Raw genomic sequence first — 26,570 nt, 5'->3', positions numbered from 1 at the left:
CAGCATGGCACCTGTATCGACAAGCGTCAACATAGACGTTCGTCGATTTGGGAGAGGGCTCGCGACCCCTGGGAGTCTGGTTCGACATGTGTCAACATAGATATATGTCGAATGCGAAGGTGCTTCCGCTGCTTGAGTCCGCCGTCGAGCCCTGCTGCCCGCCACTCGCCGAGCGCCCGCTGACCGCCGATGAGGCCGAGCGGACCGCGGTGATGTTCAAGGCGCTGGGCGACCCGGTACGGCTGCGGCTCTTCTCGGCCGTCGCCTCGCACGAGGGCGGCGAGGCGTGCGTCTGCGACATCTCCGACGTCGGCGTCTCGCAGCCCACGGTCTCCCACCACCTGAAGAAGCTGAAGGAGGCCGGGCTGCTCTCCTCCGAGCGTCGCGGGACGTGGGTCTATTACCGCGTCGAACCGGCCGTCCTGGCCGCGATGGGCCAGCTCCTCACCAAGGCCGCTGCCGCGTGACGACCTCCACCCTCGTGGTGCCGCTGACCGCCGACCACGCCGCGGAGGTCGTCGCGATCTACCGGGCCGGGATCGACGAGGGCAACGCCACCTTCGAGACCACCGCTCCCACCTGGGCGGAGTTCGACGCGGCCAAGCTGCCCGAGCACCGCTTCGCCGCCGTCGACGAGACCGGGCGCGTGCTCGGCTGGGTCGCCGCCACCAAGGTCTCCGACCGGTGCGCGTACGCCGGCGTCGTCGAGCACTCGGTCTACGTGCACCCCGACGCCCGGGGCCGCGGCGTCGCCTCCACACTGTTGAAGGCGCTGGTCGAGTCGACCGAGGCGGCCGGCATCTGGACCATCCAGTCCGGAGTGTTCCCGGAGAACGCCGCCAGTCTCGCCGTCCACGAACGGGCCGGCTTCCGTGTCATCGGCACCCGCGAACGCATCGGTCGCCACAACGGCCGCTGGCGCGACACCGTCCTCATCGAGCGCCGCAGCCCGCACATCGACTGACCGGCCTCAGTCGCTCGGGCCGAGGGTGAGCTGGGCGTGGTGGAAGTCGAAGTGCTGGGTGGGATACCGGTAGAGGTCCGCGAGGGTCATGAAGTCCTTGAAGAACGGGTCCCACCGGACCGGATAGTGCATCCCCCGCGCCAGATCACGCTCCGACTCCTTCGTGAGCTGCCGTTCCAGCGAACTGGCGATCCGATCGAACGCGGCACCCATCCTGCGAGGCCCGAACACCTTCACCGCCCCGCACGGCCCGAGGTAGTTGACCACGTCGAAGGGCTTCGTCCCCGCGTCGAGCACCCGGGCGAACGCCTTGCTCGCCCGCCGGGGCAGTCGGCTGAAGCCGCGTGCGAGGGTCAGCAGGACGCGGGTGACGAGGTAGCCGAAGAGCATGTGCCACAGCAGTTGCCCGTTGGTCCATCGGGTGCCGCTGGTCGGGCGGGCGAGGTCGGCCGGCGTGGCCTCGTCCAGGAGCGTGTGGAAGGTCCGGCGGGCCCTGTCGTAGTCGTCGAGGACGGCCTGCCGGTCCAGCACTGAACGACTCTCCGCCATCGCACCGCTCCCGCTCCGCGCCCGAATGCTGGGGTCTGGATGATTCCCGCCCAGATGCACCGCGGAACCCGGGCGGGTTTCTCATGCGCCACGTGGGCTCACCTCGCTCCGAGCAGTTCGGCGATCTCCCGGGAAGCATCGCGGGCGGGGCGGCCGACGCCGATGAGGGTGGCGGAGGCGGGGCCGGTCCAGTCGCCGTAGCCGAGGAGGTGCAGGCGCGGCTCGCCAACGGCCTGCGTTCCCACCGTGGGGACGTGGCCGCGGGGCCCGCGCAGGCCGAGCGGGGCCAGGTGGGAGAGAGCGGGGCGGAAGCCGGTGCACCAGATGACGACGTCCGCGTCGGCGCGGGTGCCGTCGGCCCACTCCACGCCGGTCGCGGTCAGTCGGGCGAACATCGGCTGAGCCTTGAGGCGGCCTGCGTCCCGGGCTTCACGCACGGCCGGGACGGCGACGATGTCACCGAGGGAGGCGACGCCGCCGGTGTCGGTGCGGCCGTCGTCGAGGGCGCGGCGGCGGGCGGTGGCGTGGTCGAAGAGAGCACGGCCGTCGATGTCGTCGGCGAGGTAGCGCGGTTCGCGGAGGGTGACCCAGGTGAGGTCGGTGTCGCAGGCGAGGTCGGCGGCGATCTGCGCGCCGGAGTTCCCGCCGCCCACGACGATCACGCGCCGGCCCTCGAAGTCGGCGGGGTGCCGGTACTCGACGGTGTGGAGCTGGGTGCCCTGGAACTGCGTACGGCCGGGGACGGCGGGGACGAAGGGGCGCGACCAGGTGCCGGTTGCGCTGATCACCGCGCGCGCCCGCCACACGCCGGTGTCCGCCTCCACCCGCAGGAACTCGCCGTCCCTGCGGACCGCTTCGGCGCGGACGGGTCGTACGACGGGGAGCTCGTAGCGCTGCTCGTAGTCGGTGAGGTAGTCGACGACGTGCGCCGCTTCCGGGTACGTCTCTCCCGGCTGCGGCGGCATCAGCCGTCCGGGCAGCGAGGAGTACGCGGCGGGTGAGAACAGGTGCAGGGAGTCCCAGGTGTGCTGCCACGCCCCGCCGGGAGTCGCCTGGGCGTCGAGGACGACGAAGTCCAGGCCGAGACGGCGCAGGTGGTAGCCGGCGGCGAGCCCGCTCTGGCCGCCGCCGATCACCACCACGTCCACGACCTGCGTCATGCGGCGGTGGTCTTGCCGCGCATGAAGATGACCGCGACCAGGGCCAGGCCCACGGCCGCGCCGATCACCTGCATACCGATGAAGGCGGGTACGGAGGCCGGGGCGATGCCCGCGAAGGTGTCGGTGAAGGCCCGCCCGACGGTCACCGCCGGGTTGGCGAAGGAGGTCGACGAGGTGAACCAGTACGCGGCACCGATGTACGAGGCCACCGCGACGGGCGCGAAGCGGAGCCGGTCGGTGCGGGCCAGGCCGAAGATCAGCAGGATCAGGCCGGCGGTGGCCACGACCTCGCCGAGGAGGAGGTTCCCCGCCGAGCGGTCGTGCGTCGACCACTTCACCAGCGGCTCGCCGAACATCGCGTCCGCGAGCACGGCGCCCGCGATCGCGCCGACGATCTGGGACGGCACGTAGACGGCGAGCTCGCGCGCGTTCACGCCTCCACCACCCCTGCGGGCGGTCCACCACTCGGCCAGGGTGACGGCCGGGTTGAAGTGCGCACCGGACACGGGTCCGAGGAGAGCGATGAGGACGCCGAGGCCGAAGACGGTGGCGGTGGAGTTGGCGAGGAGCTGCAAAGCCACGTCGTCGGTGAGCTCGGTGGCCTGGATCCCGGAGCCGACGACGACCGCGACGAGAGCGGCGGTACCGACGAGCTCGGCGGCGGCGCGAGCGATCAGCGGTGTGCGGGGCGGGGTCGCGCCGGGCGCGGGCTGCGGCGACGTGTCGGTGGCTATGGCGTCGCTCGCAGCGGGCTCGGTGGCGGTCACGGGCGGGTACTCCTCGGGCGGGTGAGGCACAGGGGCCAGGGTCAGGGGCAGGAACGCCTGAAGTTCGCCTCGGCGGTCAGGCGCGCGGTCTGCGCGAGCGCGGCGAACTGCCCGGCGAGCTGCTCGATGACGTCCGGCTTGAGCCGGTAGTAGGTGAACCGGCCACACGGCTCCGTCTCGACGACCCCGGCCTCGCGCAGCACTCTCAGGTGGTTGGAGAGGTTGGTCTGCTTGGCACCGGTCTCCTCCACGAGATGGGTGGTGCACAGCGTCTCGCGGGCGAGCAGGGTCACGATCTGGAGGCGCAGGGGGTCGCCCAGCACCCGGAGCAGATCAGTATCGACTGACGTCATCATGGGCTGATACTCTCACATCACCCGGGGCTGATACCAGCTCGGGCTGATCTGTTTTGAGTCCGCCGAAGGGGGGTTTTCGCCATGGCAGCGTCCTCGTACCCGGTCCTTCCCGGCGGACGTCTCGCGGCCGGTGTCGCCCGCCTCGAGCAGCACGCCGCACACGCTCACGTCCGGCTGTTCGTGTGCAGCACAATGCCGGGCGCTCCCAGATGGCCGCGGCACTGCTCGCCCACCGGGCCGGGGAGGCGGTGATCGCCTCCTCCGCAGGAACTCACCCTTCCGGCACCGTCGCCCGCAGGGGGTCCAGGCGCTGACCGAAGCGGGCGTCGCACTCGACGAGGTCTACCCCAAGCCGCTGACCGACGAGGTCGTCCAGGCGGCCGACATCGTGATCACCATGGGCTGCGGCGACGCCTGTCCCGTGGTGCCCGGCCACCGCTACCTGGACTGGCCCGTCCCGGACCCGGAAGACGCCCCGATAGCCGTCGTGCGCTCGATCCGCGACGCCCTCGACGCCCGCATCACCGCCCTGCTGGACACCCTGCCGCCCCGCTCCTGAAGCTTCCCGTCCCCCGCACCATCCCTGCCTCAAGGAAGAACCGATGACTGCTCCGCTCGCCTCCGTGCTCTTCGTCTGCGTCCACAACGCCGGCCGCTCCCAGATGGCCGCCGGATTCCTGCGGCACCTGGCCGGCGACCGCGTCGAGGTCCGCTCCGCGGGCTCGGTCCCGGGCGACCGGATCAACCCCTCGGCCGTCGAGGCGATGGCCGAGCTCGGGATCGACATCTCCGACCAGAAGCCCAAGGTCCTCACCGTCGAAGCCGCGCAGGCGTCCGACTACATCATCACGATGGGCTGCGGGGACGCCTGCCCGTACTTCCCGGGCAAGACCTACCTCGACTGGAAGCTGGACGACCCGGCTGGCCAGGGCGTCGAGGCCGTTCGCCCCATCCGCGACGAGATCAAGGGTCTGATCGAGGGCCTGATCGCCGAGATCGACGCGAAGAAGGAGGCGTGACCGAAGTGACCGACCCGACCGCCGCCACCGGCGACGACGTCCGCGACGTCATCGTCATGGGCTCCGGCCCCGCCGGATACACCGCCGCCCTCTACACCGCCCGCGCCCAGCTGAAGCCCCTGCTCTTCGGCAGCTCGATCTTCGTCGGCGGCGCGCTGGCCACAACGACCGAGGTCGAGAACTTCCCCGGCTTCCCGCAGGGGATCGACGGCCCGGACCTCATGAACAACATGCGGGCCCAGGCCGAGCGTTTCGGTGCCGAGATGATCGACGACGACATCGTCTCTCGGCACTGATCTTTTTCAGGCAGCTTCCGGGAAACCGCCGTGGACCTCAGCCGTCACTTCCCTTGTCGGGGTCAGGAGCTCACCTCTGGCATGCGGGTGAGAATCGCACTCGTCCGGGCCGGTACGGCGCGACAGGTGTTCGGGCGGCTGGACAGGGTGGAGTTCCGTCGTCTGCGGGATGGGCGTGCCCACGCGCTCCCGCCTCACGCAAGGAGCACACATGCGCGGTCACCTCGCGCGCGCCGCCACAAAGGCCGGCCTCGTTCTGGCCCTGCTGGGCCTGGTCATTCCCACCACCGCAACGACCGCCGCGGCCCGGCCCGCGCAGGACATCCACCGACTCACCGTCGTACTGCCCCTGAGCGGCACCTTCAGGGCCTTCGGCACGGAGGCGATCGACGTCACCGGCAACATCCGTGTCAGCGTGGTCACCGACACCGAACCGGAGGGTGGCGGCACCGCCCGCGTGACGAGCACCATGCTCCGTACCACCGGCATCGGTCAGGTCAGCGGCGGCCTCTACCGCTTCGTCGGCAGCGACACCAACGAGATTGCCTGGCCGCCGGGGCCGATCGATCCGCTGACCTTCAACCCCCGGTTCTTCAGCATCTACCCGCCGGACCCGATCATCCCGACCCTTCCGCCGCACCCCATCCAGCCCGTCATCGTCGATGTGACGCTCGCACCGGATGGCGCCATCGACAGCATTGGCGCACTGATCGACCCGGGCACGACTGACAACCCCTGAGTCGGTCTACCCGGTGCGCACACGCTCGGCCCGACTCCCGCTGCGCGCGGGAGCCGGGCCGTCGCATGGCGCCGCGGCCGGCGGAGTGTGATCCCTCGTCTGCGGAAGCCGGTGCGACCCCGATCGGGCAGGAGACGCCCGTGCCGCCGATGTCAGTGCGGGTTTCGCGTCTTCTCGCCTGCCCGCCCGGCTAATCGGTTGCGGACCTTCGGGATGGAGTGTCTGATCCCGGCTATGACGATTGTGCTGGGTACGCCGACAGTCGACGGGGTACGCGAGGCCATGGCCGCGCTGCGGGGGTGGCAGTACGACGAGGCGCCGATGCAGTTGCATTCCGGGGACATCGGCTGGAACTACCGTTTCGGAACGGCCGAGACGGCCGCGGTGATCCGGACCTGGAGTCGGGACGGGCGGATTCTCGCGGTCGGGATGCTCGACTCGCCGACGCTGGTGCGGATGACGGTCGCTCCGGATGCTTTCCAGGACGAGGACTTGGCGCGGCGGCTCGTCGAGGACTTCTCGCTGTCCGAGCGCGGCGTGCTGCCGGAAGGAGCGGTGTCCATCGAGGCCCCGCTGGGCCTGCTGCTCCACGACCTGCTGAGCAAGGAGGGCTGGGGCGTCGACGAGCCGTGGACGCCGCTCTTCCGCGACCTCACCGAGCCGGTGGAGGACCCTGGCGTGCGGATCAAGTTGATCGGCCCGGAGCAGGCGCAGGACTTCGCGGACGTCCTGCGGTCGGCGTTCAACACCGCGCGGCCTACGCGCGAGTACTGGCACGCGATGTCGGCGGGACCGTTCTACGCCGACGCCCGCTGCCTGGGCGCCTATGACGACCAGGGCGGCGTGGCGGCGGTGGTGACAGTGTGGTCGGCCGGCCCGGGGAAGCCGGGGCTGGTCGAGCCGATGGGCGTCCACGAGGACCACCGTGGTCGCGGCTACGGCCGGGCGATCACCGTGGCCGGGGCGGCCGCGCTGCGGGAGATGGGATCGTCGAGCGTACGTGTGTGCACGCCGAGTTCCAATGTCGGCGGCGTCGCCACGTACAAGGCGGCCGGGTTCGAGGTGCGGCCGGAGGTGCGAGACCGGATCCGGACGGCCTGACGCCCGGGCTGCTCGGTAAGGCGGCAGTCCGGGGCGTAGATCGTCTGACAGGTGCAGGTTCCTTTTTTGCGAGCTACGGCCCGAGCCCACCTTCAGGGAAAGGCACCGGGGTCCGCTCAGGATTCGCCCGGGCCTCTGAGCACTGGCGTCGACGCACGGGCCCGCTCTCCTCACCACGCGGCGGAGTGCGATCAGCCCTCCGTGGGGGTTCGGGGCCGGGGCGATTCCGGTCGTTGATGTTGCGGTCGAGGTACTGCTGGTGGCAGGCGAGCGCCATGCCCGGCACGATCAGGCCGCGGGGTCCCGTGCGGCCTGCCCGGCCCCAGGGGCGGCCCGAGACTCACCCGTGACCTGCGGAAAGATCCACGACGGGGGTTACCGCGGGTTCTGTCGCCACGCGCACAGGATCGTCACCGAACCGACATACCGAGCGGTCGGAAATGCCCTTACGCAAGGGCTATACCCATGAGTAACGTACGCGGACCGCCAGCGCCACCCGCCCGTTCCCCGGGGCGGTAAGGAGCGAGATCGATGTCGTACCACCAGCCTTTCCCCGGCCCGCCGCCCGCACCCCAGCACCGGAATGCCGGGCGGCACCGCCAAGAGGCGGCGTCGCAGTCCTGGCAGGGGCCTTCCTGGGACACCGATCCACAGGCAGCCTGGGACTCGTCCCCGCCAGCGTGGGACTCCTTGCCGCAGGGCTGGGACTCCGCGCAGCAGCCCTGGGACGTGTCCCCGCAGCCGCAACCGCCCGCCGCCACCGACGATCGTGATGATCTGCACCGGCTCGGATCGGCTTACCGCAGGCTCCGCCGCGTCGCCACCTTCACCGCGCTCGGCTACTTCGTCATCTTCCTTTTCCTGTCCGGCTACGCCCCCTCGATGATGACCAGCAACATCACCGGTGGTCTCACCACCGGTCTGGTCCTCGGGCTCCTCCAGTTGCCCGTGGCGCTGGCTGCCATCGCACTGTACGAGCGGATCGCGCGCAACCGCGTCGACCCGCTTGCCGCGGCGATCCGCGAACGCGCCGAGCAGGCGGCCGCGGCAGCCGCGCCCCGGCCGGAACGCCAGAGCCGCTCCGGACGTCCCGTGTGGCAGCAGCCCTCCGGAGGTACGCGCGCATGACCAGCTTCAGCTCCGAGGCCCAGACCATGTCGCTGATGGCGTTCATCGCGGTCATCACCGTCACGCTGCTGCTGTGCGTGATGACCGCCCCCGATCGTGACGACCTGGGCGAGTACTACACCGGCTACCGCTCGCTCTCCCCCGTGCAGAGCGGCCTCGCGATCGCCGGCGACTACATCTCCGCCGGCACCGTGCTCGGCACCATCGGCATCATCGCTCTCGTCGGCTACGACGGCATCACGCTCGCCCTGAGCACCGTGCTCTCGCTGGTCCTGATGATGTTCCTGCTCGCCGAACCGCTGCGTAACGCGGGCCGGTTCACGATCGGCGACGTCTTCACCCGGCGTCTCCCCGGCCCCGCCGTGCGGATCACCACGGCCGCGGTCACCCTGACCGCACTGCTGCCGCTGGTGATCTTCCAGCTCGCGGGCGCCGGCGATCTCCTCTCCGTCGTCCTCGGCTTCCACGCCGACGGCTTCAAGACCGGGGCGATCGTGTTCCTGGGTCTGCTGATGATCGCGTACGCGGCGATCGGCGGCATGAAGGGCACGGCCTTCATCCAGATCGTCAAGACCGTCGTCCTGTTCGGCGCGTCCCTCGCGATCGCCGCGCTCATCCTCGAGCGCTTCGACTTCAGCCTGCCCTCCCTGCTGGACGCCGCCAAGCGCGGCAGCGGGGCGGGGGACGCCTATCTCGCCTCCGGTCTGCAGTTCGGCGGCAACGAACTCGACATGATCAGCACTCAGCTGACGGTCGTGCTCGGCGCCGCGGTGCTGCCGCAGATCACCATGCGCATGTTCACCGCGCGCAGCGCGGCAGCCGTGCGGCGCTCGATGTCCTGGGCCGTGTCGACCGTCGTGGTGACCTGTCTGCTGATCGCCGTCATCGGCTTCGGCGCGGCGGCGATCGTCGGCCACAAGGGACTCGTCGCCGGCGACCCGCAGGGCAAGACAGCGTTCCTCATGGTCAGCCAGGCCGTCATGGGCACGGACCAGACGACCATCGAGACACTGCTGTTCGCGACCGTTGCGACCGCCATCTTCCTCACCCTGCTGGCCTCGGTCGCCGGGATCACCCTCGCCTGCGCCAACACCCTGGCGCACGACCTCATCACGCACGGGCTGCGCCGCAAGGCGCGGCTGAAGGACGCCACGGAGATGGCCATCGCCCGGACCGCCGCGGCGGGCGTCGGGCTCGTGGCGATCGCGATCGCCGCCGGTGCACGGCATCTGAACCTTCAGGCACTGCTCACCCTGTCGTTCTGCATCGGCGCGTCCGCGGTCGCACCGGCTCTCATCTACAGCCTCTTCTGGCGCCGTTACACCCGTACGGGACTGCTCTGCACCCTCATCGTGGGCAGCGCCTCCGCGTTCATCCTCATGACCGGCAGCAACCTGGTGACCGGATCGCCCCAGGCGATCTTCCCGGACCAGGACTTCAACTGGTTCCCGTTCACCACGTCGGGCATCCTCTCGGCCCCGCTGGGCTTCCTCGCGGGTTGGCTCGGCACGGTGCTCTACGAACGTGACCCGGCCGGCGAGCGAATGCGGTACGAAGCGGTGGAGGAGACGATCCTGGCCGGCACACAGGCGACACGGTGACAGCCCTCGTGCGGCAGGCTGCGGTCGGAGGGCATCGGTCGCTCCGTTCGGCGGTCGACGGTCGACGGTCGACGGTCACGCGTCGTAGCTGACCGGCTGGGTGGCGACCCACTTGTGGGTGGTCAGTGGGTGTCCGCCGCCAGGAGCTGTGCGCGGAGGGTGTCGAATGCCCATCGCTCCCACCTTTCCGGCAGCCACGCGCGGTCGCGGGTCAGGATCAGGAAGAGTTCTGGACTGAGAAGGGCGTAGACGATGTCCGCCGACTCTTCGGCGGTGAGATCGGCATGAGCGCCCGGCTTCTGCATGAGGGACTCCGTCGCCGTCGAGATCACCGTGTACCGAGGGTCGGTCCGTTCCGGCCACAGCTCCTGGATCTCCGGGTTGGACGCTGTCGCGGCCCTGACCATCTCGTTGATGGCTGCGACCCGTTCGAGCGTCGCGCGGCTGCCGGTGACGAGGGCCGCCAGTGCGGACTCGGCGGTGGGAGCGGCCGTGACCTCGGTGAACCACAGCCGGTTCATCGTCGGTACGGGCTCGTCGTCACCCGCGATGGCGACGTCCACGAGTTCCTTGAGCAGCGAGGGCTTGTTCCGGAAGGTGAAGTAGATGGTTTGCACCGCCACCCCGGCGCGGTCGGCGATCTCCTGAAGCTTGGTCGCCCCGTAGCCCTGTTCGACGAAGAGCACGCCGGCCGCCTCGATGATCCTCCGGCGCGTCTCGCGGGACTTGTCGCCGCGCTTCCGCTTGACCTCAGTCATGGCTGGAGTCTATATCTAGAGGCCAACTCTAGAGGTCGACTCTAGTAGAAAAGGGAGGGTGAGCCATGCGCGCCGTCGCCAACCGGCAGCAGTTAGAGGCATGGAACGACTGGGAGGGCATCCACTGGGCCGAACACTCCGAGCGCTACAACGCGATGATGGGCGCGTTCAACGCGCCGCTTTTCGCCGCCGCCGGCATCTCCGCGCGTGCCCGGGTCCTGGACATCGGCTGCGGCACCGGCCACACCACCCGCATCGCCGCGCAGCAGGCGCACGAAGGCCACGCGGTCGGGATCGATCTCTCCGCGCCCATGCTGGAACGGGCCCGCTGTGACGCAGCGGCGGAAAGCGTCTCCAACATCGTCTTCGAGCAGAGCGACGCCCAGGTGCATCCTTTCCCCGAACGGGGATTCGATGCTCTCATCAGTCGCGGCGGTGTCATGTTCTTCAACGACCACATCGCGGCCTTCACCCATCTCCGGCGTGCTCTCGCCCCTGGCGGCCGACTCGCGTTCCTCGGCCCGCAGCCCGGAGGCCCGGACAGCGCCTACGCCCGCGCGACCGCCGCGCTCTCACCGTTCCTGAGCGAGGTGTCCCCCGCAGCCCGGGGCATGGGATCCCTCCTCGACCCCCTGCGCATCCGCCAGGTGCTGACCGCCGCCGGCTTCACCGATGTCGACATCGTCCCCGTCGAGGCCCCCATGAACTTCGGCGTCGACGCCGGGGACGCCGCCGACTTCCTCTTCGCCATGGGCCCCACGCGCTACAACCTGCGCGCCCTCGACGTGGCGACCGTCTCTCGTATCCGTGCCGAGGTTCAGGAGGCGCTGGAGGAGTTCGAGACTGGGGAGGGCGTCCTCATCCCCGGGTCCGTCTGGATCGTCACCGCATCGCCGGAGCAAGCCGCCGCGACCACGTGACACGCCGCCGGGGCACAAGGCCTCCGCAACTCGGCCCACTGTGCCCCGGCCCACGAGTCCGGGGCGCGGTCGTTCATCCAGGTCTCTTGCGTTCGACGGGTGCCTGGGCCTGGGCGCGCTCGGTTGACCGTGCGCTGGGTCGGGGACAGTTCGCCGCCCGGGAGGTCGTCTGCGCCCGGTGGTCACCCACGGTCCGGATCCCTGATATGTGCGGTCGGCAAGGACGGGACGCCCTGGCGAAGGCCCCAAGACCCGCAGGACAGCCCCTGGTGGGTCGTCGAGCGCACCTTTGCCTGGCTCCACCAGTTCAAACGGCTCCGGATCCGCTATGAGATACGAGCCGACCTCCACCCCGCACTGCTCCAACTCGCCTGCATCATCATCTGCTTGCGACGCCCGCGAACCTCATTCTGAGATGATCAGGCAGAGGCGAAAACGTGCAGCACCTACGATCACGCCCATGTCCCTCACCTCACCCATACCCGTCCTGCGTGGTTCCGGCGGAGCCGTCCTCAAATCCGAAGGCGACGGCCTGGTACTGAGCCGGGCGGACGTGGAGACGCGGATCCCGCTCCAGGCCGTCCGGCGGATCCGCGCCGAGGGGAGTGCGGTCGTCGTGGAGCTCACCGCCCCGGCCGGGGCGGCCCCGGCCGTTCACCGGGTCGACGGCTTGAGCCGGGCGGCCGTCACGGTCTTCGCCGACGCGGTCAACGCGGCCCTGCCCGAGCGCGCCGAGGAGGCCGGGGAGACCGCCGACGGTTCGGCCCTCGTCACCGTCCGCGCCCTGACCGAGCCCCCCGAGTCCGAGCAGGACAGGCGTACGCGCGTGTTCAGGCTCTGGCTCAAGACCGTCGCCCTCGTGACTGTCGTGCTCGCCGTGGCTGTCGGTATCACGGCGCAGGCGGTCTTCGGGTTGTCGGTCCTGGTCGTCCTCCCCGTCGGCCTGGCCCTCACCACGGGCGGCTACATGGGGCTGAAGATCGTCTGGAAGCAGTGGTACCTGCCCCGCAAGGGCATCACCGTCGTGGCGGTACGGCGCGAAGGCGCGACCGACAAGTTCGGCGGGACGGGGAACTTCGTGTACGTGGACCTGCACGGCCAGAGCCGCGCCATGTACGCCCAGAGCCGCGCCGAGGACATCCCGGTCGCCTACCACCCGGAGCGCCCCGGCACCGTGGCGGCCTGCCAGTCGTGGCTGCGCAATTCCGCTGAGACTGTGCTCATCGTGGCCCTCTTCCTCCTCGGCCTCGCCATCGACGCCCTCATCGTCGGCCTGACCGTCGGCGCTTTCCTGGGCTTGTACGACGATTACGCGTACACGGCCGGCTGACCTGCACGCCCCGCGACCCCACCCGGTCCGGTGATCCGCTCCGCGCGGCACGGTACGGTCGCCTGTGCGGGCGGACCGGTGCAGGCGCCGGCCGCGCGCAACGGCAAGCCCAACGGCAGTAGACCGAGCAAGCGCAACGGCAAGCAGCAGGGCGGACGCGGACGACGGCGCTAGGGGTATTGCCTCGTCAGGACGCGGCTTGCGGGTGGTTTGCTTGCCGGGAATCGGATCGCCATCAACGGGGTTGGTGAGGGACGAGCCGATATTGGAGGGGTCATGCGAGCGATTCAGGTGTACGAAGTGGGCGGTCCCGAGGTGCTGCGGGAGGCCATGGTGGACCAGCCGCGGCCGGGTCCGGGCGAGGCGGTCGTGGAGGTCGCCGCATCCGGGGTCAACTTCCTCGACGTCTACCACCGCGAGGGCCGGTACAGCCTCCCGCTGCCCTTCACCCCGGGCGCTGAGGGCGCCGGCACGGTCGTCGAAGTCGGACCCGGCGTCGCTGACGTCGCAGTCGGGGACCGGGTCGGTTGGGTGGAGATTCCCGGCACGTATGCCGAGCGGGCCGTCGTGGACTCCTCCCGGCTGGTGCCGCTGCCCGACGATATCGGCTTCGAGACGGCCGCCGCCGTGCTCCTCCAAGGCATGACCGCGCACTATCTCGTCAAGGACGCCTACCCGGTTCAGGGGGGCGACACGGTGCTCGTGCATGCGGCTGCTGGTGGCATGGGGCTGCTTTTGACCCAGCTCATCACCCATCTCGGCGGCAGGGTGATCGGCACGACGTCGACCACGGCGAAGGCCGAGCTGGCGAAGCGTGCCGGGGCCGCTGAGGTGATCCTTTCCTCCGCCGTCGACGACCTCGCAGCCGAGGTGAGGCGGCTCAACGGCGGTCAGGGACTGCCGGTTGTCTTCGACGGCGTCGGCGCGCACACCTTCGACGCGAGCCTCGCCAGCCTGCGAACCCGCGGCCATCTCGTGCTCTTCGGCGCGGCAAGTGGTGCCGTGCCGCCGTTTGATCCGATTCGGCTCGCCCACGGCGGTTCGCTGACCCTGATCCGGCCCAGCCTCGGGGACTTCATCGCCGATCGGTCCGAACTGCTCCGACGGGCCGCCGATGTGTTCGAGTGGGTGCGCTCCAAGGCGCTTGAGGTCACCGTAACGGGCCGCTACGCATTGTCCGAGGCCGCCCAGGCCCACAGCGATCTGGAGGCTCGGCGCACCACCGGCAAGCTGCTCGTCGTACCCGATGCGGCCGCTATCGGACGCCGCGAGGAGACGCAGAGCTGATCGCGGGTGACGAGGTCGGGGATCTTGGAGACTGAGATGTCGAGGGCATGGCCGACCGTCATCGCCAAGATCCCCGACAGCGTCAGGCACTCAGCAGGCCAAGATCAAGTTCTGGCGGGTTTCTGGCGTATCTGGGTCACACCCCTTCAAGATCCCTGCCACTGCTTCCGTGACCTCAGGATGCGCCGAGAGGCAGTCGAGCAGGCTCAGCGCGCCGTGGACAGCACCGACCCGAAGTACGCCCGCACCCTCGGCTTCTGCCGCATGGTCCTCGCTCGGAGCCAGCTACTGAACGGAGAGCTGGAGGCCGCCGTCACTACCGCCGGCCTGGCCGTCGACGGTGGCGAATCCCTTCAGTCCTCCCGCTTCCAAAGCTACGTCACTGACTTCCAGCAGGAGGTCAGCGCTCACGCAGCGAACCCGGCGGTAGCCGCGTTCAACGAGAGGGTGGCAGGCGCACTCGCCCGGCTGGACGATGACGAGTAGGCCGACTGGAGGTCCGGCCACGCCGGGCCCTATTCGCGTCGCATTCGTAGTAGGCGGCTGGGGGAAGCCTCGACGCGTGCACGGGGCATAGCTGGTGGCGGAGGTGAGAGCCATGGACGCACGGATCACCAGGGGCACCGAGGTGCTGGTCCTGTTCGGGCTGCTGCTCGTGACCGCGGCGGCGGTCGTAGGCTGCGGGCCGGGGGCGGAGCAAACGACCGGAACGGTACGGGGCATGGTCGTACGGCCGCCGGGGCGGGACCCGCGGTCCGGCGGAGGAGGCTCGGACGGCGCGGACACAGCCCGGATCCCGGTGAACGGCGACCCGGTGCGGGCCCGGGACCAGCACGGTCGGGTGGTGGCGAGTACGGTCAGCGCGCCGCCTGACGGCGGCTTCCGATTCGAACTGCCGCCCGGTGCGTACCGGATCACCGAGGACATCTTCGGCACAGGTACGCAGGTACGCGTTCGGGCGGGCGAGACTGTCTCGGTGAGGCTGACCGTCCCGTCTGTCTGAGTGACGGCTGCCCGCTCAGGCTCGGCTGATGGGGTGCAGTTCGTCGGCGAAGGGGTGTCCGCTACGGGCTGCCTCTGGCGCTCCTCACGCACGGTGATCACGCTGCTGATCGTCTCGTAACCTCCCCACGAGGAGATCCGCGCGTGAAAGCTGTTCCGGCTCGCCCCGGCCCCAGGCGCTCACGATCAGTAATCGGCCGCGTGCTCGCCGCCACTCTCACTCTGGGCCTGACGGCTCCCCTGCAGGCGTGGGCGAACACGCCGCCTCCGGCACCCGCGCCGGCCGACCGGGAACTGCTCAGCAGCCCGACGGACCTCACGAAACTGCCCCGTTCGAAGAGTGCCGGCCCCGTCAAAGCCGTGCAGGCCACGCCCGGAGTGGCCATCATCGACGCGTCGGCGGCGGCCTCCAGCGGCGGCGGCAACGAAACGTCCATCGCCATCAACCCGGCCAACACCAACGAGATCGTGATCACCCGTTTCAACGGGTCCTGGTCAGGAGTCGGTGGCGGCAACGCGGATCTGCTCTACTCCGACGACGGCGGCATCACCTGGACGAACCGCGCCACCATCCCCTTCCACGGCCTGACCGACACGACGAACGGCCCGAACGACCAGACGGTCGACTTCGACCGCAACGGCAACCTCCACGGCGCGTTCCTCACCTGTAGTTCCGCCACCGCGACAGCCGCGTTCTGCGCCACGTCCCACGTGGTGACGGGCTCGACGGACGACCCCACCGACGCGACGCACTGGAGGTGGTTCGGGAACCCGCCCACCCAGGCGACGAGCGGGGCCCGCACGGGGACCGACCAGCCGTGGCTGCTGATCAACCGCGACACCGCGAACGCCAACCAGGACAACGCCTACATCGGCATGCAGGACTTCGGCGGCGCCCCGGACGCGCGGGTGGCCGTCTACGACGGCGCGGCGGCGTCCCAGCCCGCCGGCGTGAGTCGGGACAACATTGCCGGCGCCATGACTCCTTTGGTCACGAACGGTGCCCTGCGCCTGGCCAAGGACCCGCGCAACGGCACGATGTACTCGCTGTACCAGACCTCGACCGGAACGAACCAGACCAACAGCGTGCTGCGCAACCAGCCCGTCAGCGTCAACTGGCGGCTCAACCGGTCGACGGACAACGGCCAGACCTGGACCCTCAACGGTGACGCCAACGGCATCGTCGTCGCTGCGGAGAACAGCAACCAGGGCCTGGGCTACAAGTTCGGCGGCGTGAACGCGCTGCTCGGTGGCAACAACCACGCGGCCGTCGACCCCAGCAACGGTGACGTGTACGTCGCGTACGGCGCCGACACCGCGACCGGCAACAACCAGCTGCGGATGCGTCGGCTCACCCCGAACGGCTCCGGTGGGCTGAGCATCGGTGCGGCAGTGAACATCTCGACATCGACCGACGCGGCACTGCCGTCGGTCGCGGTCCTCGACAACGGCACCATCGGCGTGCTGTACGACACGTTCGACGGCACCAACACCGCCGGTTTCCCGGTGTTCTCCGCGCACCTGGCGCGCAGCACCGACCACGGCGCGACGTTCACCGACACGCTGCTGCAGACCTTCTCGTCCCCGCAGACGGACCAGACAGGCTGTGACACCCGCCCGCAGCCGCCGAACCCGAACCCGCCGAACCTGACCTGCGCCCGACAGCGCGTCCTCGGCGACTACCAGCAGCTGAAGGCCGTCGGGAACACCTTCTACGGCGCCTTCCCCGGCCACACCGGCGGCCGTGACCCCGTCGGATCGCCGCCGATCCACGCCTTGTTCTTCAGCATTCCGCAGGTCACCGAGACCTCGCTGTCGTCCTCGGCCAACCCGTCGGTGTACGGGCAGCCGGTGTCGTTCACCGCGGCCGTACGACCCGTCCCCGACGGCGGCACCGCGAGCTTCACCGTCGACAGCAACGCTCTCGGCAGCGCGGTCCCGGTCGACACCACGACCGGCCGGGCGACCTCCGCATCGATCTCCACGCTGAGCGTGGGAGACCACACCGTGAACGCCACCTACAGCGGCACCACGGACTTCCGGGGCAGCACGGCAGACGCCCTCACCCAGACAGTGAGCAAGGCGCCGACCGTCACCACGATCACCTCCAGCTCGAATCCGTCGTCGTTCGGTGGGCCAGTAACCTTCACGGCGGTCGTCTGCCCGAGCGGCGCCAGCACCGCGCCCGCCGCGGCTCCGACGGGCACCGTCACCTTCCGGGACGGCACCACCGTGCTGGGCACCCGGACACTGAGCCCCGGCGGCGGCACGAACTGCGCGCGGGCGCAGCTCACCCACGCGAACCTGCTGCCCGGCAGCCACACCGTCACGGCCCAGTACAGCGGTGACGGCAACTACCTCGCCGGCGACGCCGCGAGCCTGACGCAGACCGTGGCGTGCACCCGGACCATCACCGGCGACTACCCCCGGGACGTGTTCGCCAGCCGTGAGAGCACCTGCATCATCGACGCGAACGTGGGCGGCACGGTCCACGGCATCTCACAAGGTGCGCTGTTCATCGGCAACTCGACCATCGACGGCAGCGTCCTTTCGTCGCGCGGCACCCTGTTCGCCATCTGCGACAGCCTGATCGACGGAACCGTCTCCGTCGACCGAGCCACCGGCTTCGTCCTCCTGGGCGACCCCGGTGACGACGGCTGTGCACCCAACCGGATCACCGGAAGCGTGCACCTGACCGACAACCGAGCCGGCGTCGAACTCGTTTCCAACAACATCCGAGGCTCCGTCCAGGTGAACGGCACCACGGGCGCAGGACCGTTCCCGATCGACGACCGGGCCTCGATCGTGGGCAACACGATCCGCGGGTCGCTCAGCTGCGCGCGCAACGTGCCCCCGCCGACCAACCGAGGTGTCCTGAACACCGTGACCGGCAGCCGCCACGGCCAGTGCGCCGCTCTGTAGCCCTACGGCGACAAGAACGGTGAGGGCCGCCACCCATGTGGGGTGGCGGCCCTCACTGTGTGAGGCAGCCTGAGCCGCTGTAGTTGGATCATCGAATCGTTGCTCCGGGAGCGCAGGCCGAAGCCGGGTGGCCAGTGGCGGGAGCACGTGAGGTGATCGACGCGATCGCCAGCAGCCGCTACCTCGGCCGCCAATTACGCGGGGCATCATCGTTCCGCAGTCCCTCAATGCGCCGCCGGTACTCCTCCGCCGTCGCCGCATCCTCCTGAACGTTCTGCATGAGCCACGTCGTCATGCCGAACTCTTGGAGCCCGCGCAGGGTGTCGTACCCCGGCCAGTCGTGCAGGTCCCGCCCGTAGGCCTGCACGAAGTCGGCGTACTGCTCATCGGTCTGCCACTGGAGGCTGTGATGCTCGACGGAGGTGACCATGAGGTCCCACTCAGGATGATCGAAGCAGAAGTACTCGAAGTCGATCAGGATCACTTGGCCCTGATCGTTCACCATGAGGTTCTGCACATGGGCATCCCCATGAACAGGCCCCTTCGGTGACTCGAACCGCAACTCGGCGAACTTGTCCCGCAGCTCCCGCTCGCGCTTCAGCAGGAAAGCCTTGTCGTCCGCCGGGATCTACGCCCGCTCCAGGCGCAGGGCCGACTTGTCGAACGGCTTGTAGGCCGGAAGGTCGAGGCCGGCCGGGACCGGCATGGAGTGCAGATCCCGCAGGACCCCACCCAACTCCCCGTACGTTGCCTTGCGGTCGCCCTCGACGATCAGGTGCCAGCAGGTCACAGGATGCCCGTCGACCAGCAGCGGTTGCTCCAGGTCATCGACGATCCGAGTCGCCGGAAACCCTTCGCCGGCCAGCCATCGTGAGACGGCAACTTCCTTGTGAGCCTTGGGGAGCCACTCCTGCCCCCGAGCTACGCGAACGACAACTGGCACCGAGGCAAGCCGAAACAACGCGTTCTCCCCGAGCCGGATCAAGTCCGCGCCGGTGTCATCGAGCCCCGCAGCCCGGCAGGCGGCACCCAACACCCGCGCAGCCCTAGCCGACGTAAACCCCTCTTCCGAGCGAGCAGCATCAACCGCCATGCCCGTACCAGCTCCCTAGTCGCGCGCGATCAACCAGCGCACGCCACAGGTGACCAACCCGACGTGCGCCAGACACGACTTAGACCGTACAGAGGTCCGACAGCGCGCGGCGAGGGCGGATCAGTCTGACAGGCGTTGCGATCTCGCAAGGCTCTGGCCGTGCCCGAGGGACAGAGCCCTGCGGTTCAGCGCCGCCATTCGTGGGCACTGGGAGGCAGATGCGGATGACTCAGTTGCAGCAGTCGCAGCCGGGCCGACAGTTGCAAGCATCCGGCACAGAGTCGATGGACGAAGTCACCGGGCGGCCGAGGCGCACAGTCATTCGTGACGTGCGAGCTTGACCGCGGAAACCAGCAGGATCACGGCCAGGACAGGGACGAGCACGAGGTCCGGGAACACGCCGAGGAGCAACCCGCCCAGCACCGCACCGGCGACGGAGCCCGCGGCCATGACAAGGACGAAGCGGAGGTTGGCGCCGAGCACGGCGAAGCTGCCGTCGCGGCTGTAGCGGGCGAACGCGACCAGCATCGTCGGCAGGGACACCAGCAGCGAGAGGCTTCCCGCGGTCTTGATGTCCTCTCCGAAGAGCAGCACGATCGTCGGGATCAGCAGCTCGCCCCCGGCCACGCCCATGATCGCAGCGACCACCCCGATGCCGAACCCGGCCACGACCCCGCACGCCACCTGAGCCCACAGCGGCAGCGCGAGCGTGTCCAAGGTGGTGGTGTGCGTGAGCACCAGGGCTGCCGCCATGAGCACCATCAGAGCGGCCAGCACCTTGTAGAGGGTGGTGCTGCGCATGCGCACCACCCAGGTTGCTCCGACCCAGGCCCCCAGCAGGCTGCCGGCCAGCAGGTTGACCGCGACGGGCCAGCGCGCGGCGAGCTCGGCGGCGGGGACCGCTGCCAGCCGGGCAGGTAGCGCGACCAGGACCACGACCAGGCTCATCGCCTTGTTCAGGATGACGGCCGAGAGCGCGGCGAACCCGAAGAGGCCGATCAGCAGCGGCAGACGGAACTCCGCGCCGCCCAACCCGATCATCCCGCCCAGAACACCAATGGCCGCTCCCGCACCGAACACCACGGGTACCGAGTGCGTCGAGCGGGGAGGAGCGAGGTCCTGGCCAGTGGTCATGACAGGCATCGTCGCTGGTGGCCGCCCTTGCAAGCTACGGCCCGACCCGACCTTCAGGGAAAGGCACCGGGTGTCCGCGCAGGGGTTGTCCGGACGTCCAAACGCCGGCGTCGACGTCTAGGCCCGCTCTGCTTACCACACGCCGAAGCGCCCCGGACCAGCGTGGATCCGGGGCGCTTCTGTCCGACTGGAACCGCAGGGGTCAGTCCTCGGTCTTCGCGACGCCGATCGGGCAGCTCACGCCCGTGCCGCCGATGCCGCAGTAGCCGGCTGGGTTTTTGTCCAAGTACTGCTGGTGGTATGGCTCCGCCGGGTAGAAGGGGCGGTCTGCCGCGGGGGCCAGCGTCGTGGTGATCCGGTCGTAGCCGGAGCGGGTCAGGACCTGCTGGTACGCGTCGCGGGACGCCTCCGCCGCTGTGGCCTGGTTGGGGGAGTGGGTGTAGATCGCCGAGCGGTACTGCGTGCCGACGTCGTTGCCCTGGCGGAAGCCCTGGGTCGGGTTGTGGGACTCCCAGAAGACCTTGAGCAGCTGCTCGTACGAGACCTTCGCCGGGTCGAAGACGACCCGGACGACCTCCGTGTGGCCGGTCAGGCCCGAGCAGACCTCCTCGTACGCGGGGTTCTCCGTGTAGCCGCCCTGGTAGCCGACCAGCGTCGTCCAGACGCCGTCGGTCTGCCAGAACTTGCGCTCGGCGCCCCAGAAACAGCCGAGGCCGAAGTCGGCCACCTCGAGGCCCTCGGGGTACGGGCCCAGCAGCGGGTTGCCCAGGACCGTGTGGCGCTCCGGGACCGGGAACTCGGGCTCCGAGCGGCCCTTCAGCGCCTGCTCGGGGGTGGGGAGGACAGGGGTGCGGGACAGGTACATGCGGCATCTCCTCGACTGCTCGGCGCCCCCATGACAACGCAGGGGCCCACGAGGAGATTCCCCCAGGTCTTGTTGGTCGAGTGACGTGTACCGTACAGCCACTCGATGTCCGTGGGGGGCATGGGACTCAAGGGAGGGGTGCGTATGAAGCGTGTATTCCGGAGGGCCGTCGTCGCGGGGCTTTCCGCGCTGGGACTGCTCACGGCCACGGTGTCGCCGGCGCAGGCGGCGACCGGTTACGACCGGTGTCCGGCGGGGCGGTTCTGTCTGTTCGACAACGCCGACGGTACGGGCGCCATGGCTACGTACAGCGGCAGCATGGCGACGCTCGGCGCGTACGACAACTGGGCGGCGGGCATGCGCAACCGCACGGGCCTGCACGCCTGCGTCTACAGCCAGCCGAACCACGCCTACACGGACAGCGTGCACCACGTCGTTCTGCAGACGGGTACGTCCAGCGAGGCCGTCGACCTCACGCCCTACCAGGACGCGAACAGCCGGCTCGCGAACAACGTCAGCTCGTTCCGGCTGGCCCGCACGTCCCACGAGTGCATGAGCGGCGCGGCGTACATGGTCTGGTACTCGCCGTCGTGGGGACGCCAAGGCGTCCAGCCCTTGGGCGACTTCAACCGTGACGGTGCCACGGACCTGCTCTTCCGTACGGTCGCCGGTGCCCTCTACTTCCAGCGCGGTGACGGCACGGCCACCCGCATCGGCGTCGGCTGGAACTCCATGAACGTCCTCCAGCGGCACGGCGACCGGGACGGTGACGGGGCCGAGGACATCGTCACCCGTGACGGCAACGGCGTGCTGTGGATGTACCCGGGCAACGGCATGGGCGGGCTCAAGCCGCGCGTGCAGATCGGCGTCGGCTGGTCGACCCTGCGCAACATCACCACGATGGGCGACTTCAACGGCGACGGCCGCCGCGGCGACGTCGTCACCAACGACTCCAGCGGCCGGCTCTGGCTCTTCGCGGGCCGCGCCAACGGCACCCTGGAGCCGCGCAAGCAGATCGGCTCGTCCGGCTGGCAGGGCATGACCGCTCTCGTCGGCGCCGGCGACGTGAACAGCGACGGCAAGAACGACCTGGTGGCCCGCGACGGCTCCGGGAACCTGTGGCTCTACCCCGGCAAGGGGACCGGCGGCGTCGGCGCGCGCAAGCAGATCGGCAGCGGCTGGAAGCGGTTCGAGCGCATCATCGGGCTGGGCGACGTCAACGGCGACGGCCGGTACGGCGATCTGTACGGCAAGGACGCGCCGCTGCTGACCCTGTACCGGAACAACGGCTGGGGCTCCCTCGCCGAGGAGGGCCTCGACTACGACTGGGACGACCGCGAGACGGCCTTCTGATCCACGGGTCGCACGGCAGACAAGGTCGTCCGGCAGACAACACGTCGTACGGAAGACAGCGTCGTACGGCAGACAACACGTCGTACGAAGACAGCGTCGTCCGGGAGACAAGAGGGGGCGCGGCGGATCCGGCCGCGCCCCCTCCCCGGACCCGGACGTCACCCCGGCAGCGTCGCCGGGTTCCCCCCGTTCGCCTCGTACCCCGCGACCGCCAGGTTGCGGTAGACCACGTACTCCGCAGCCGGGTCCTGGGACGTCGTCCACGGGACGGCGCCGACGTGGCCGTCGATGTGGACGAGCTGGTGCATCGCCTCCGCCCAGCGTTCGGCGCGGACCAGGAAGAGGACCAGCAGGTGGCGGACGTGCGCCAGCATCGGGTCGTCGGCACGCGCCGAGTTGACCGCGTACAGCGCGCCCTCCATCGCCTTCGTGACGACCTCGCTGCGGTAGAAGCCCTGCACCAGGTTGACCTCGGGCAGGTGCTCGTACACCGCGAACAGGGGCAGCGCCGCCAGCAGCGAGCCGCGCGGGGCGCGGGCGGCGGCCGTGGTCGCGAAGTGGTCGGCCTCCTCGCGGGAGCCGTGCCACTTCTCGCACCAGTACTGCAGCGCCGCCAGATGCGCGCCCATGTGCTCCGGCGCCCGGTCGATGACCTGGGCCCACACCCGGTCGAACTGCTCCGGCGGGTAGCCGAGCCCGCGCGCCACGGCCAGTTCCACGATGTAGGGCACCGGGTCGCCCGGCGCGAGCAGCGCCGCCTCGCCGCAGGCCTTGCGGGCCTCCTCCAGGATGATCCGGAACTCGTCCGTGCCGGCCGTCGACGAGCGCCACGCCTGCTGCACCAGGAACTCCGCGTGCACCGCCGCGCCGCCCGCGTCCTTCGGCTGCTCCGCGCGCCAGGCGCGCAACCACGCGCCGCCGACGCCCGGCCGGTCCCGCAGCTCCAGCGAGGCCGCGCCGGCGAACGCCTGCACCCGCTGCCAGCGCAGCTCGTCGCTCTTGTCCGTACCGGCCAGCAACTGCGAGGCCGCCCGCCAGTCCTGTGTCCGCTGGACGACGTTCAGCACGTCCAGCAGGTCGTGGTCGGGGCCGGGCATCCGTACGTCCTGCTCCTCCTGCCGCAGGAAGCCGTACGCCTCCGGGTCGGCGGCGTCGGGCGAACCGGGCAGCGCCAGCCGAATGCCACGACGGCGCCGCATCATGACCGGACCGAGGACCGCGAACAGCATCGCCATCGCGAGCAGGACCCACAGAATCTCCATGTGTCCATTGTCCAGGACACCCGCTGAGACGATGGGCGGCGGTGCACCGTCCTCAGGACTACGCTCCTGACTCATGAGCGACCAGCACATCCACCAGAGCTTCGAGACCCGCGCGATCCACGCGGGCAACACCGCCGACCCGCTGACCGGCGCGGTCGTCCCGCCCATCTACCAGGTGTCCACCTACAAGCAGGACGGCGTGGGCGGGCTGCGCGGCGGATACGAGTACAGCCGCAGCGCGAACCCGACCCGTACCGCGCTGGAGGAGAACCTCGCGGCCCTGGAGGGCGGCCGGCGCGGCCTCGCCTTCGCGTCCGGTCTCGCGGCCGAGGACTGCCTGCTGCGCACGCTGCTCGTGCCCGGCGACCACGTGGTCATCCCGAACGACGCGTACGGCGGCACCTTCCGGCTCTTCGCCAAGGTCGTCCAGCGCTGGGGCGTCGACTTCTCCGTGGCGGACACCTCCGACATCGAGTCGGTGCGCGGTGCGCTCAACGAGCGGACCAAGCTGATCTGGGTCGAGACGCCCTCCAACCCGCTGCTCGGCATCACCGACATCGCGGCGGTCGCGGGTGTGGCCCGCCAGGCCGGTGTGAAGCTGGTCGTCGACAACACCTTCGCCTCGCCGTACCTCCAGCAGCCGCTGTCGATGGGCGCGGACGTCGTCGTGCACTCGCTGACGAAGTACATGGGCGGCCACTCCGACGTCGTCGGCGGCGCGCTGGTCGCGGCCGACGAGGCGCTCGGCGAGGAGCTGGCGTACCACCAGAACGCGATGGGCGCGGTCGCCGGTCCGTTCGACTCGTGGATCGTGCTGCGCGGCATCAAGACGCTCGCCGTCCGCATGGACCGGCACAGCGAGAACGCGAGCCGGGTCGTCGAGATGCTGACCCAGCACCCGAAGGTCACGAAGGTCCTGTACCCGGGTCTGCCCGACCACCCGGGTCACGAGATCGCCGTGAAGCAGATGAAGGACTTCGGCGGCATGGTGTCGTTCCGGGTCGAGGGCGGCGAGCAGGCGGCGGTCGACGTCTGCAACCGGGCCAAGCTGTTCACGCTCGGCGAGTCGCTGGGCGGCGTCGAGTCGCTGATCGAGCACCCGGGCCGGATGACGCACGCGAGCGTCGCGGGCTCCGCGCTGGAGGTCCCGGCGGACCTGGTCCGGCTCTCCGTCGGCATCGAGAACGTCGACGACCTGCTGGCCGACCTGCGCCAGGCGCTGGGCTAGTCGCCACGACGGCGAGCCGGGCGCCCTGCTGGAGCGGGGCGCCCGGCTCACCGTGTCTGCCTGCCCGGCCTTCCGCGTCTGCTGCACGGCTCACCAACCTCCCCGACCCGCCTCACCAGCCTTCCAGCGGCGGTGTCGTGCCCGCCGGGGGGACCTCCCACGGCTGCACCACCGATGCCCACACCACGAACGCGACGACCGCCGCCGCGAGCAGCGTCCACAGCGCCCGGCGCACCGCGCGGTCGCGGTGCAGCAGCCGCGTACCGCGCTCCACCGCCCGCTCGGCCAGATCGGCCGGCAGCTGCGGATGGCCCGCGTCGAGCATCCGCCGCACCTCCTCGTCGCGGACGTCCCGGGATCGGCTCATGACGCCGCCCGGTCCTGCGCCGAAGCTGAGGGCGGGGGAGCGGTGCGGCGCAGGGCGGCCACCGACCGGGCGCAGACCGCCCGGACCCGTTCCGTCGGCAGCCCCAGCATCGCCGCGGTCTGCTCCTCGGCCACGCCCTCGTACACGCGGAGCACGACGATCAGCCGTTCCTGCGGGGTGAGCCGGGACAGGACGCCACCGTGCCCGCGGTGGTGGCGCCAGGCGGCACGGGCGAAGCGGGCGGCGAGGTCGGTGCGGGTGCGGTCGTACGGGTCCTCGCCGCGCAGCCGGTCCCAGTGGGCGTACGTGTGCGCGAGCGAGGCGGTCAGCAGGGCGTGGGCGCGGGGGTTGCGGGCCGGGGTCTCGGCGGTGAGCAGCGTCGCGGCATGCAGCAGCCGGCCCCCGGCTCCTGCCACGAAGGCCTCGAACTCGCGTGTATGGCGGAGCTGTTGACCGCCGTTCCGATCGCGCCCGTCTCCCACGTCCTCATATGAGGACAGGGGTGCGGTTCAGGTCAATAGCCGCGCGATGACGGTCGGGACTCGACGCCGACTGTCGGCTCGCAGGCGCCGGGAGACGCCACGACACGGGCGCCGGAAGACGCCACGACGCGCGCCCCCTCAGACGTCACGACGCGGACCGAAAGGTCGCCACGCCGCGGACCCGGAGGACGCCACGACGCGCCCGCCGTCGTCACGCCTCCGTCGACGGCTCCGCCCGCGACGCGCCCGCCTCCGGCTGCGCCGGAAGCCCCGACTGGCGTGCGGACAGGGCCGAGTTGAAGCGGGTGAGCAGCATGCAGAACGACTCCCGCTCGTCCGGCGTCCAGCCCTCCGTGACCTCCACCATCAGCTGGCGGCGCGAGGAGCGGACCTCCTCCAGGCGGGCCAGGCCGCGCGGCGACAGCTGGAGCACGACCGCGCGCCCGTCCTCCGGGTGCGAGGTGCGCTTGACCAGGCCGGTGTCGACGAGCGGGGCGACCTGACGGGTGACGGTCGACGAGTCGATCCCCATGCCCGCCGCGAGCGCCTTGACGCCCATCGGCCCTTCCTGTTCCAGTCGGTTGAGGAGCAGGTAGGCGGCACGGTCCATGGAGTTGCGGAGCTGGCCGGTGCCGCCGAGCCTGGTCTGTTCGGCGCGCCGGGCGAACACGGCCACCTGGTGCTGGAGGGCATCGAGGAGACCGGGGTCGAGCGCAGTCGTCATGTCCTGAGACGTGGGCATGGCTGTGGGGGCTCTCTCGTGCGTGGTCGGTTGGTGGGGGACAGAGTACGCGTGCGGGCGGGGGTCCGTACCGGGGCTGCGCAAACCGGCCCGGACGCGTGGTCTCCCGGCGGCCGGAGGGCCGGTGAGCTGGGAGACTTGCGGT

25 protein-coding genes and 6 pseudogenes are annotated in these 26,570 nt (G+C 70.2%); 18 read left to right on the top strand and 13 right to left on the bottom strand.

Annotation, left to right across the window (positions count from 1 at the left end):
• The first annotated feature begins 104 nt into the window (after positions 1 to 104).
• Together R2D22_RS13985 and R2D22_RS13980 are read left to right on the top strand one after the other, a co-directional pair.
• A complete protein-coding gene (locus R2D22_RS13985; protein ID WP_318103491.1) occupies positions 105 to 467 on the top strand; it encodes an ArsR/SmtB family transcription factor in 363 nt (120 codons plus the stop codon).
• Positions 464 to 964 (top strand): GNAT family N-acetyltransferase, encoded by a 501-nt coding sequence (locus R2D22_RS13980; RefSeq protein ID WP_318103490.1) that lies wholly within the window; start codon positions 464 to 466, stop codon positions 962 to 964. Before R2D22_RS13985 ends, R2D22_RS13980 begins: the two co-directional genes overlap by 4 nt.
• 6 nt (positions 965 to 970) lie before the next feature.
• Here R2D22_RS13980 and R2D22_RS13975 read toward each other — a convergent pair whose 3' ends face one another.
• The 4 genes from R2D22_RS13975 to R2D22_RS13960 all read right to left on the bottom strand — a co-directional run bounded on the left by R2D22_RS13975 (position 971) and on the right by R2D22_RS13960 (position 3,796).
• Positions 971 to 1,513, bottom strand: coding sequence for a DinB family protein (locus R2D22_RS13975; protein WP_318103488.1), 543 nt, complete (start codon positions 1,511 to 1,513; stop codon positions 971 to 973).
• Between the two features lie 98 nt (positions 1,514 to 1,611).
• Positions 1,612 to 2,673 carry an ArsO family NAD(P)H-dependent flavin-containing monooxygenase gene (locus R2D22_RS13970; protein WP_318103487.1) on the bottom strand — a complete coding sequence of 354 codons (1,062 nt, stop codon included), beginning with the start codon at positions 2,671 to 2,673 and terminating at the stop codon, positions 1,612 to 1,614.
• Entirely contained in the window at positions 2,670 to 3,440 is a 771-nt protein-coding gene (locus tag R2D22_RS13965; RefSeq protein ID WP_318103486.1) for an aquaporin, read from the bottom strand. Before R2D22_RS13965 ends, R2D22_RS13970 begins: the two co-directional genes overlap by 4 nt.
• Positions 3,441 to 3,481: 41 nt before the next feature.
• A complete protein-coding gene (locus R2D22_RS13960) occupies positions 3,482 to 3,796 on the bottom strand; it encodes an ArsR/SmtB family transcription factor (RefSeq protein WP_318103485.1) in 315 nt (104 codons plus the stop codon).
• An 81-nt stretch (positions 3,797 to 3,877) separates the two neighbouring features.
• Between R2D22_RS13960 and R2D22_RS13955 the strand changes: the two are divergent.
• The 7 genes and pseudogenes from R2D22_RS13955 (at position 3,878) to R2D22_RS13925 (ending at position 9,680) form a co-directional block, all read left to right on the top strand.
• Positions 3,878 to 4,355 (top strand): annotated as a pseudogene (locus tag R2D22_RS13955) (arsenate reductase ArsC).
• A gap of 43 nt (positions 4,356 to 4,398) precedes the next feature.
• Entirely contained in the window at positions 4,399 to 4,815 is a 417-nt protein-coding gene (locus R2D22_RS13950) for an arsenate reductase ArsC (RefSeq protein WP_318103484.1), read from the top strand.
• Positions 4,816 to 4,871: 56 nt separating this feature from the next.
• Positions 4,872 to 5,102, top strand: a pseudogene (locus R2D22_RS13945) (NAD(P)/FAD-dependent oxidoreductase); the annotation flags it as partial.
• 220 nt (positions 5,103 to 5,322) lie between these two features.
• Complete coding sequence (locus R2D22_RS13940; protein ID WP_318103483.1) at positions 5,323 to 5,850, top strand: hypothetical protein; 528 nt, start codon at positions 5,323 to 5,325, stop codon at positions 5,848 to 5,850.
• Positions 5,851 to 6,084: 234 nt separating this feature from the next.
• Entirely contained in the window at positions 6,085 to 6,951 is an 867-nt protein-coding gene (locus R2D22_RS13935) for a GNAT family N-acetyltransferase (RefSeq protein WP_318103482.1), read from the top strand.
• Between the two features lie 531 nt (positions 6,952 to 7,482).
• Positions 7,483 to 8,079, top strand: coding sequence for a DUF485 domain-containing protein (locus R2D22_RS13930; protein WP_318103481.1), 597 nt, complete (start codon positions 7,483 to 7,485; stop codon positions 8,077 to 8,079).
• Positions 8,076 to 9,680 carry a sodium/solute symporter gene (locus R2D22_RS13925; RefSeq protein WP_318103479.1) on the top strand — a complete coding sequence of 535 codons (1,605 nt, stop codon included), beginning with the start codon at positions 8,076 to 8,078 and terminating at the stop codon, positions 9,678 to 9,680. Before R2D22_RS13930 ends, R2D22_RS13925 begins: the two co-directional genes overlap by 4 nt.
• 122 nt (positions 9,681 to 9,802) lie before the next feature.
• Here R2D22_RS13925 and R2D22_RS13920 read toward each other — a convergent pair whose 3' ends face one another.
• Complete coding sequence (locus R2D22_RS13920) at positions 9,803 to 10,438, bottom strand: TetR/AcrR family transcriptional regulator (protein ID WP_318103477.1); 636 nt, start codon at positions 10,436 to 10,438, stop codon at positions 9,803 to 9,805.
• Positions 10,439 to 10,503: 65 nt separating this feature from the next.
• Here R2D22_RS13920 and R2D22_RS13915 point away from each other — a divergent pair, with 65 nt between their 5' ends.
• Positions 10,504 to 11,358 (top strand): class I SAM-dependent methyltransferase, encoded by an 855-nt coding sequence (locus tag R2D22_RS13915; RefSeq protein WP_318103476.1) that lies wholly within the window; start codon positions 10,504 to 10,506, stop codon positions 11,356 to 11,358.
• 88 nt (positions 11,359 to 11,446) lie between these two features.
• Here the strand turns inward: R2D22_RS13915 and R2D22_RS13910 are convergent.
• Positions 11,447 to 11,592, bottom strand: a pseudogene (locus R2D22_RS13910) (transposase family protein); the annotation flags it as partial.
• Between the two features lie 36 nt (positions 11,593 to 11,628).
• On the opposite strand from R2D22_RS13910, the pseudogene R2D22_RS13905 reads away from it, so the two are divergent.
• The 6 genes and pseudogenes from R2D22_RS13905 to R2D22_RS13880 form a co-directional block, all read left to right on the top strand.
• Positions 11,629 to 11,772 (top strand): annotated as a pseudogene (locus R2D22_RS13905) (transposase); the annotation flags it as partial.
• Between the two features lie 46 nt (positions 11,773 to 11,818).
• Positions 11,819 to 12,688 carry a hypothetical protein gene (locus R2D22_RS13900; protein ID WP_318103475.1) on the top strand — a complete coding sequence of 290 codons (870 nt, stop codon included), beginning with the start codon at positions 11,819 to 11,821 and terminating at the stop codon, positions 12,686 to 12,688.
• A 276-nt stretch (positions 12,689 to 12,964) separates the two neighbouring features.
• The gene (locus R2D22_RS13895) at positions 12,965 to 13,975 is read left to right on the top strand and encodes a quinone oxidoreductase family protein (RefSeq protein ID WP_318103474.1); all 1,011 of its coding nucleotides are present in this window, start codon (positions 12,965 to 12,967) and stop codon (positions 13,973 to 13,975) included.
• A gap of 156 nt (positions 13,976 to 14,131) precedes the next feature.
• Positions 14,132 to 14,461 (top strand): annotated as a pseudogene (locus R2D22_RS13890) (sporulation protein); the annotation flags it as partial.
• Positions 14,462 to 14,573: 112 nt separating this feature from the next.
• Positions 14,574 to 14,978: a hypothetical protein gene (locus tag R2D22_RS13885; RefSeq protein ID WP_318103473.1), complete on the top strand. Its 405-nt coding sequence runs from the start codon at positions 14,574 to 14,576 to the stop codon at positions 14,976 to 14,978.
• A gap of 200 nt (positions 14,979 to 15,178) precedes the next feature.
• Positions 15,179 to 17,899: an Ig-like domain repeat protein gene (locus R2D22_RS13880; RefSeq protein WP_318103472.1), complete on the top strand. Its 2,721-nt coding sequence runs from the start codon at positions 15,179 to 15,181 to the stop codon at positions 17,897 to 17,899.
• A 178-nt stretch (positions 17,900 to 18,077) separates the two neighbouring features.
• Here the strand turns inward: R2D22_RS13880 and R2D22_RS13875 are convergent.
• From R2D22_RS13875 to msrA, 3 genes and pseudogenes are all read right to left on the bottom strand, one after another.
• Positions 18,078 to 18,992 (bottom strand): annotated as a pseudogene (locus R2D22_RS13875) (phosphotransferase enzyme family protein).
• A 318-nt stretch (positions 18,993 to 19,310) separates the two neighbouring features.
• Positions 19,311 to 20,126 carry a sulfite exporter TauE/SafE family protein gene (locus tag R2D22_RS13870; RefSeq protein WP_318103470.1) on the bottom strand — a complete coding sequence of 272 codons (816 nt, stop codon included), beginning with the start codon at positions 20,124 to 20,126 and terminating at the stop codon, positions 19,311 to 19,313.
• 202 nt (positions 20,127 to 20,328) lie between these two features.
• Positions 20,329 to 20,991 (bottom strand): peptide-methionine (S)-S-oxide reductase MsrA, encoded by a 663-nt coding sequence (gene msrA, locus R2D22_RS13865; protein ID WP_318103469.1) that lies wholly within the window; start codon positions 20,989 to 20,991, stop codon positions 20,329 to 20,331.
• 144 nt (positions 20,992 to 21,135) lie between these two features.
• On the opposite strand from msrA, the gene R2D22_RS13860 reads away from it, so the two are divergent.
• Entirely contained in the window at positions 21,136 to 22,344 is a 1,209-nt protein-coding gene (locus R2D22_RS13860) for an FG-GAP-like repeat-containing protein (RefSeq protein WP_318103468.1), read from the top strand.
• 158 nt (positions 22,345 to 22,502) lie between these two features.
• Here R2D22_RS13860 and R2D22_RS13855 read toward each other — a convergent pair whose 3' ends face one another.
• The gene (locus R2D22_RS13855) at positions 22,503 to 23,606 is read right to left on the bottom strand and encodes a hypothetical protein (RefSeq protein ID WP_318103467.1); all 1,104 of its coding nucleotides are present in this window, start codon (positions 23,604 to 23,606) and stop codon (positions 22,503 to 22,505) included.
• Between the two features lie 73 nt (positions 23,607 to 23,679).
• Here R2D22_RS13855 and R2D22_RS13850 point away from each other — a divergent pair, with 73 nt between their 5' ends.
• Entirely contained in the window at positions 23,680 to 24,834 is a 1,155-nt protein-coding gene (locus R2D22_RS13850; RefSeq protein WP_318103466.1) for a cystathionine gamma-synthase, read from the top strand.
• Between the two features lie 112 nt (positions 24,835 to 24,946).
• Here the strand turns inward: R2D22_RS13850 and R2D22_RS13845 are convergent, their stop codons facing one another.
• The 3 genes from R2D22_RS13845 to R2D22_RS13835 form a co-directional block, all read right to left on the bottom strand.
• Positions 24,947 to 25,201, bottom strand: a complete 255-nt coding sequence (locus R2D22_RS13845; RefSeq protein ID WP_318103464.1) for a hypothetical protein — start codon at positions 25,199 to 25,201, stop codon at positions 24,947 to 24,949.
• Positions 25,198 to 25,617, bottom strand: coding sequence for a sigma factor-like helix-turn-helix DNA-binding protein (locus tag R2D22_RS13840; protein WP_411977022.1), 420 nt, complete (start codon positions 25,615 to 25,617; stop codon positions 25,198 to 25,200). The genes R2D22_RS13845 and R2D22_RS13840 overlap by 4 nt, the downstream gene beginning before the upstream one ends.
• A 277-nt stretch (positions 25,618 to 25,894) precedes the next feature.
• Positions 25,895 to 26,425 carry a MarR family winged helix-turn-helix transcriptional regulator gene (locus R2D22_RS13835; protein WP_318103462.1) on the bottom strand — a complete coding sequence of 177 codons (531 nt, stop codon included), beginning with the start codon at positions 26,423 to 26,425 and terminating at the stop codon, positions 25,895 to 25,897.
• Between the last annotated feature and the right edge of the window lie 145 nt (positions 26,426 to 26,570).

Source organism: Streptomyces sp. HUAS YS2, assembly GCF_033343995.1.
In the GTDB taxonomy this organism is placed as follows: Bacteria; Actinomycetota; Actinomycetes; order Streptomycetales; family Streptomycetaceae; genus Streptomyces; species Streptomyces solicathayae.
The sequence above is the reverse complement of the archived record's forward strand: the minus strand, read 5'-3'. Positions and strand labels throughout refer to the sequence as shown.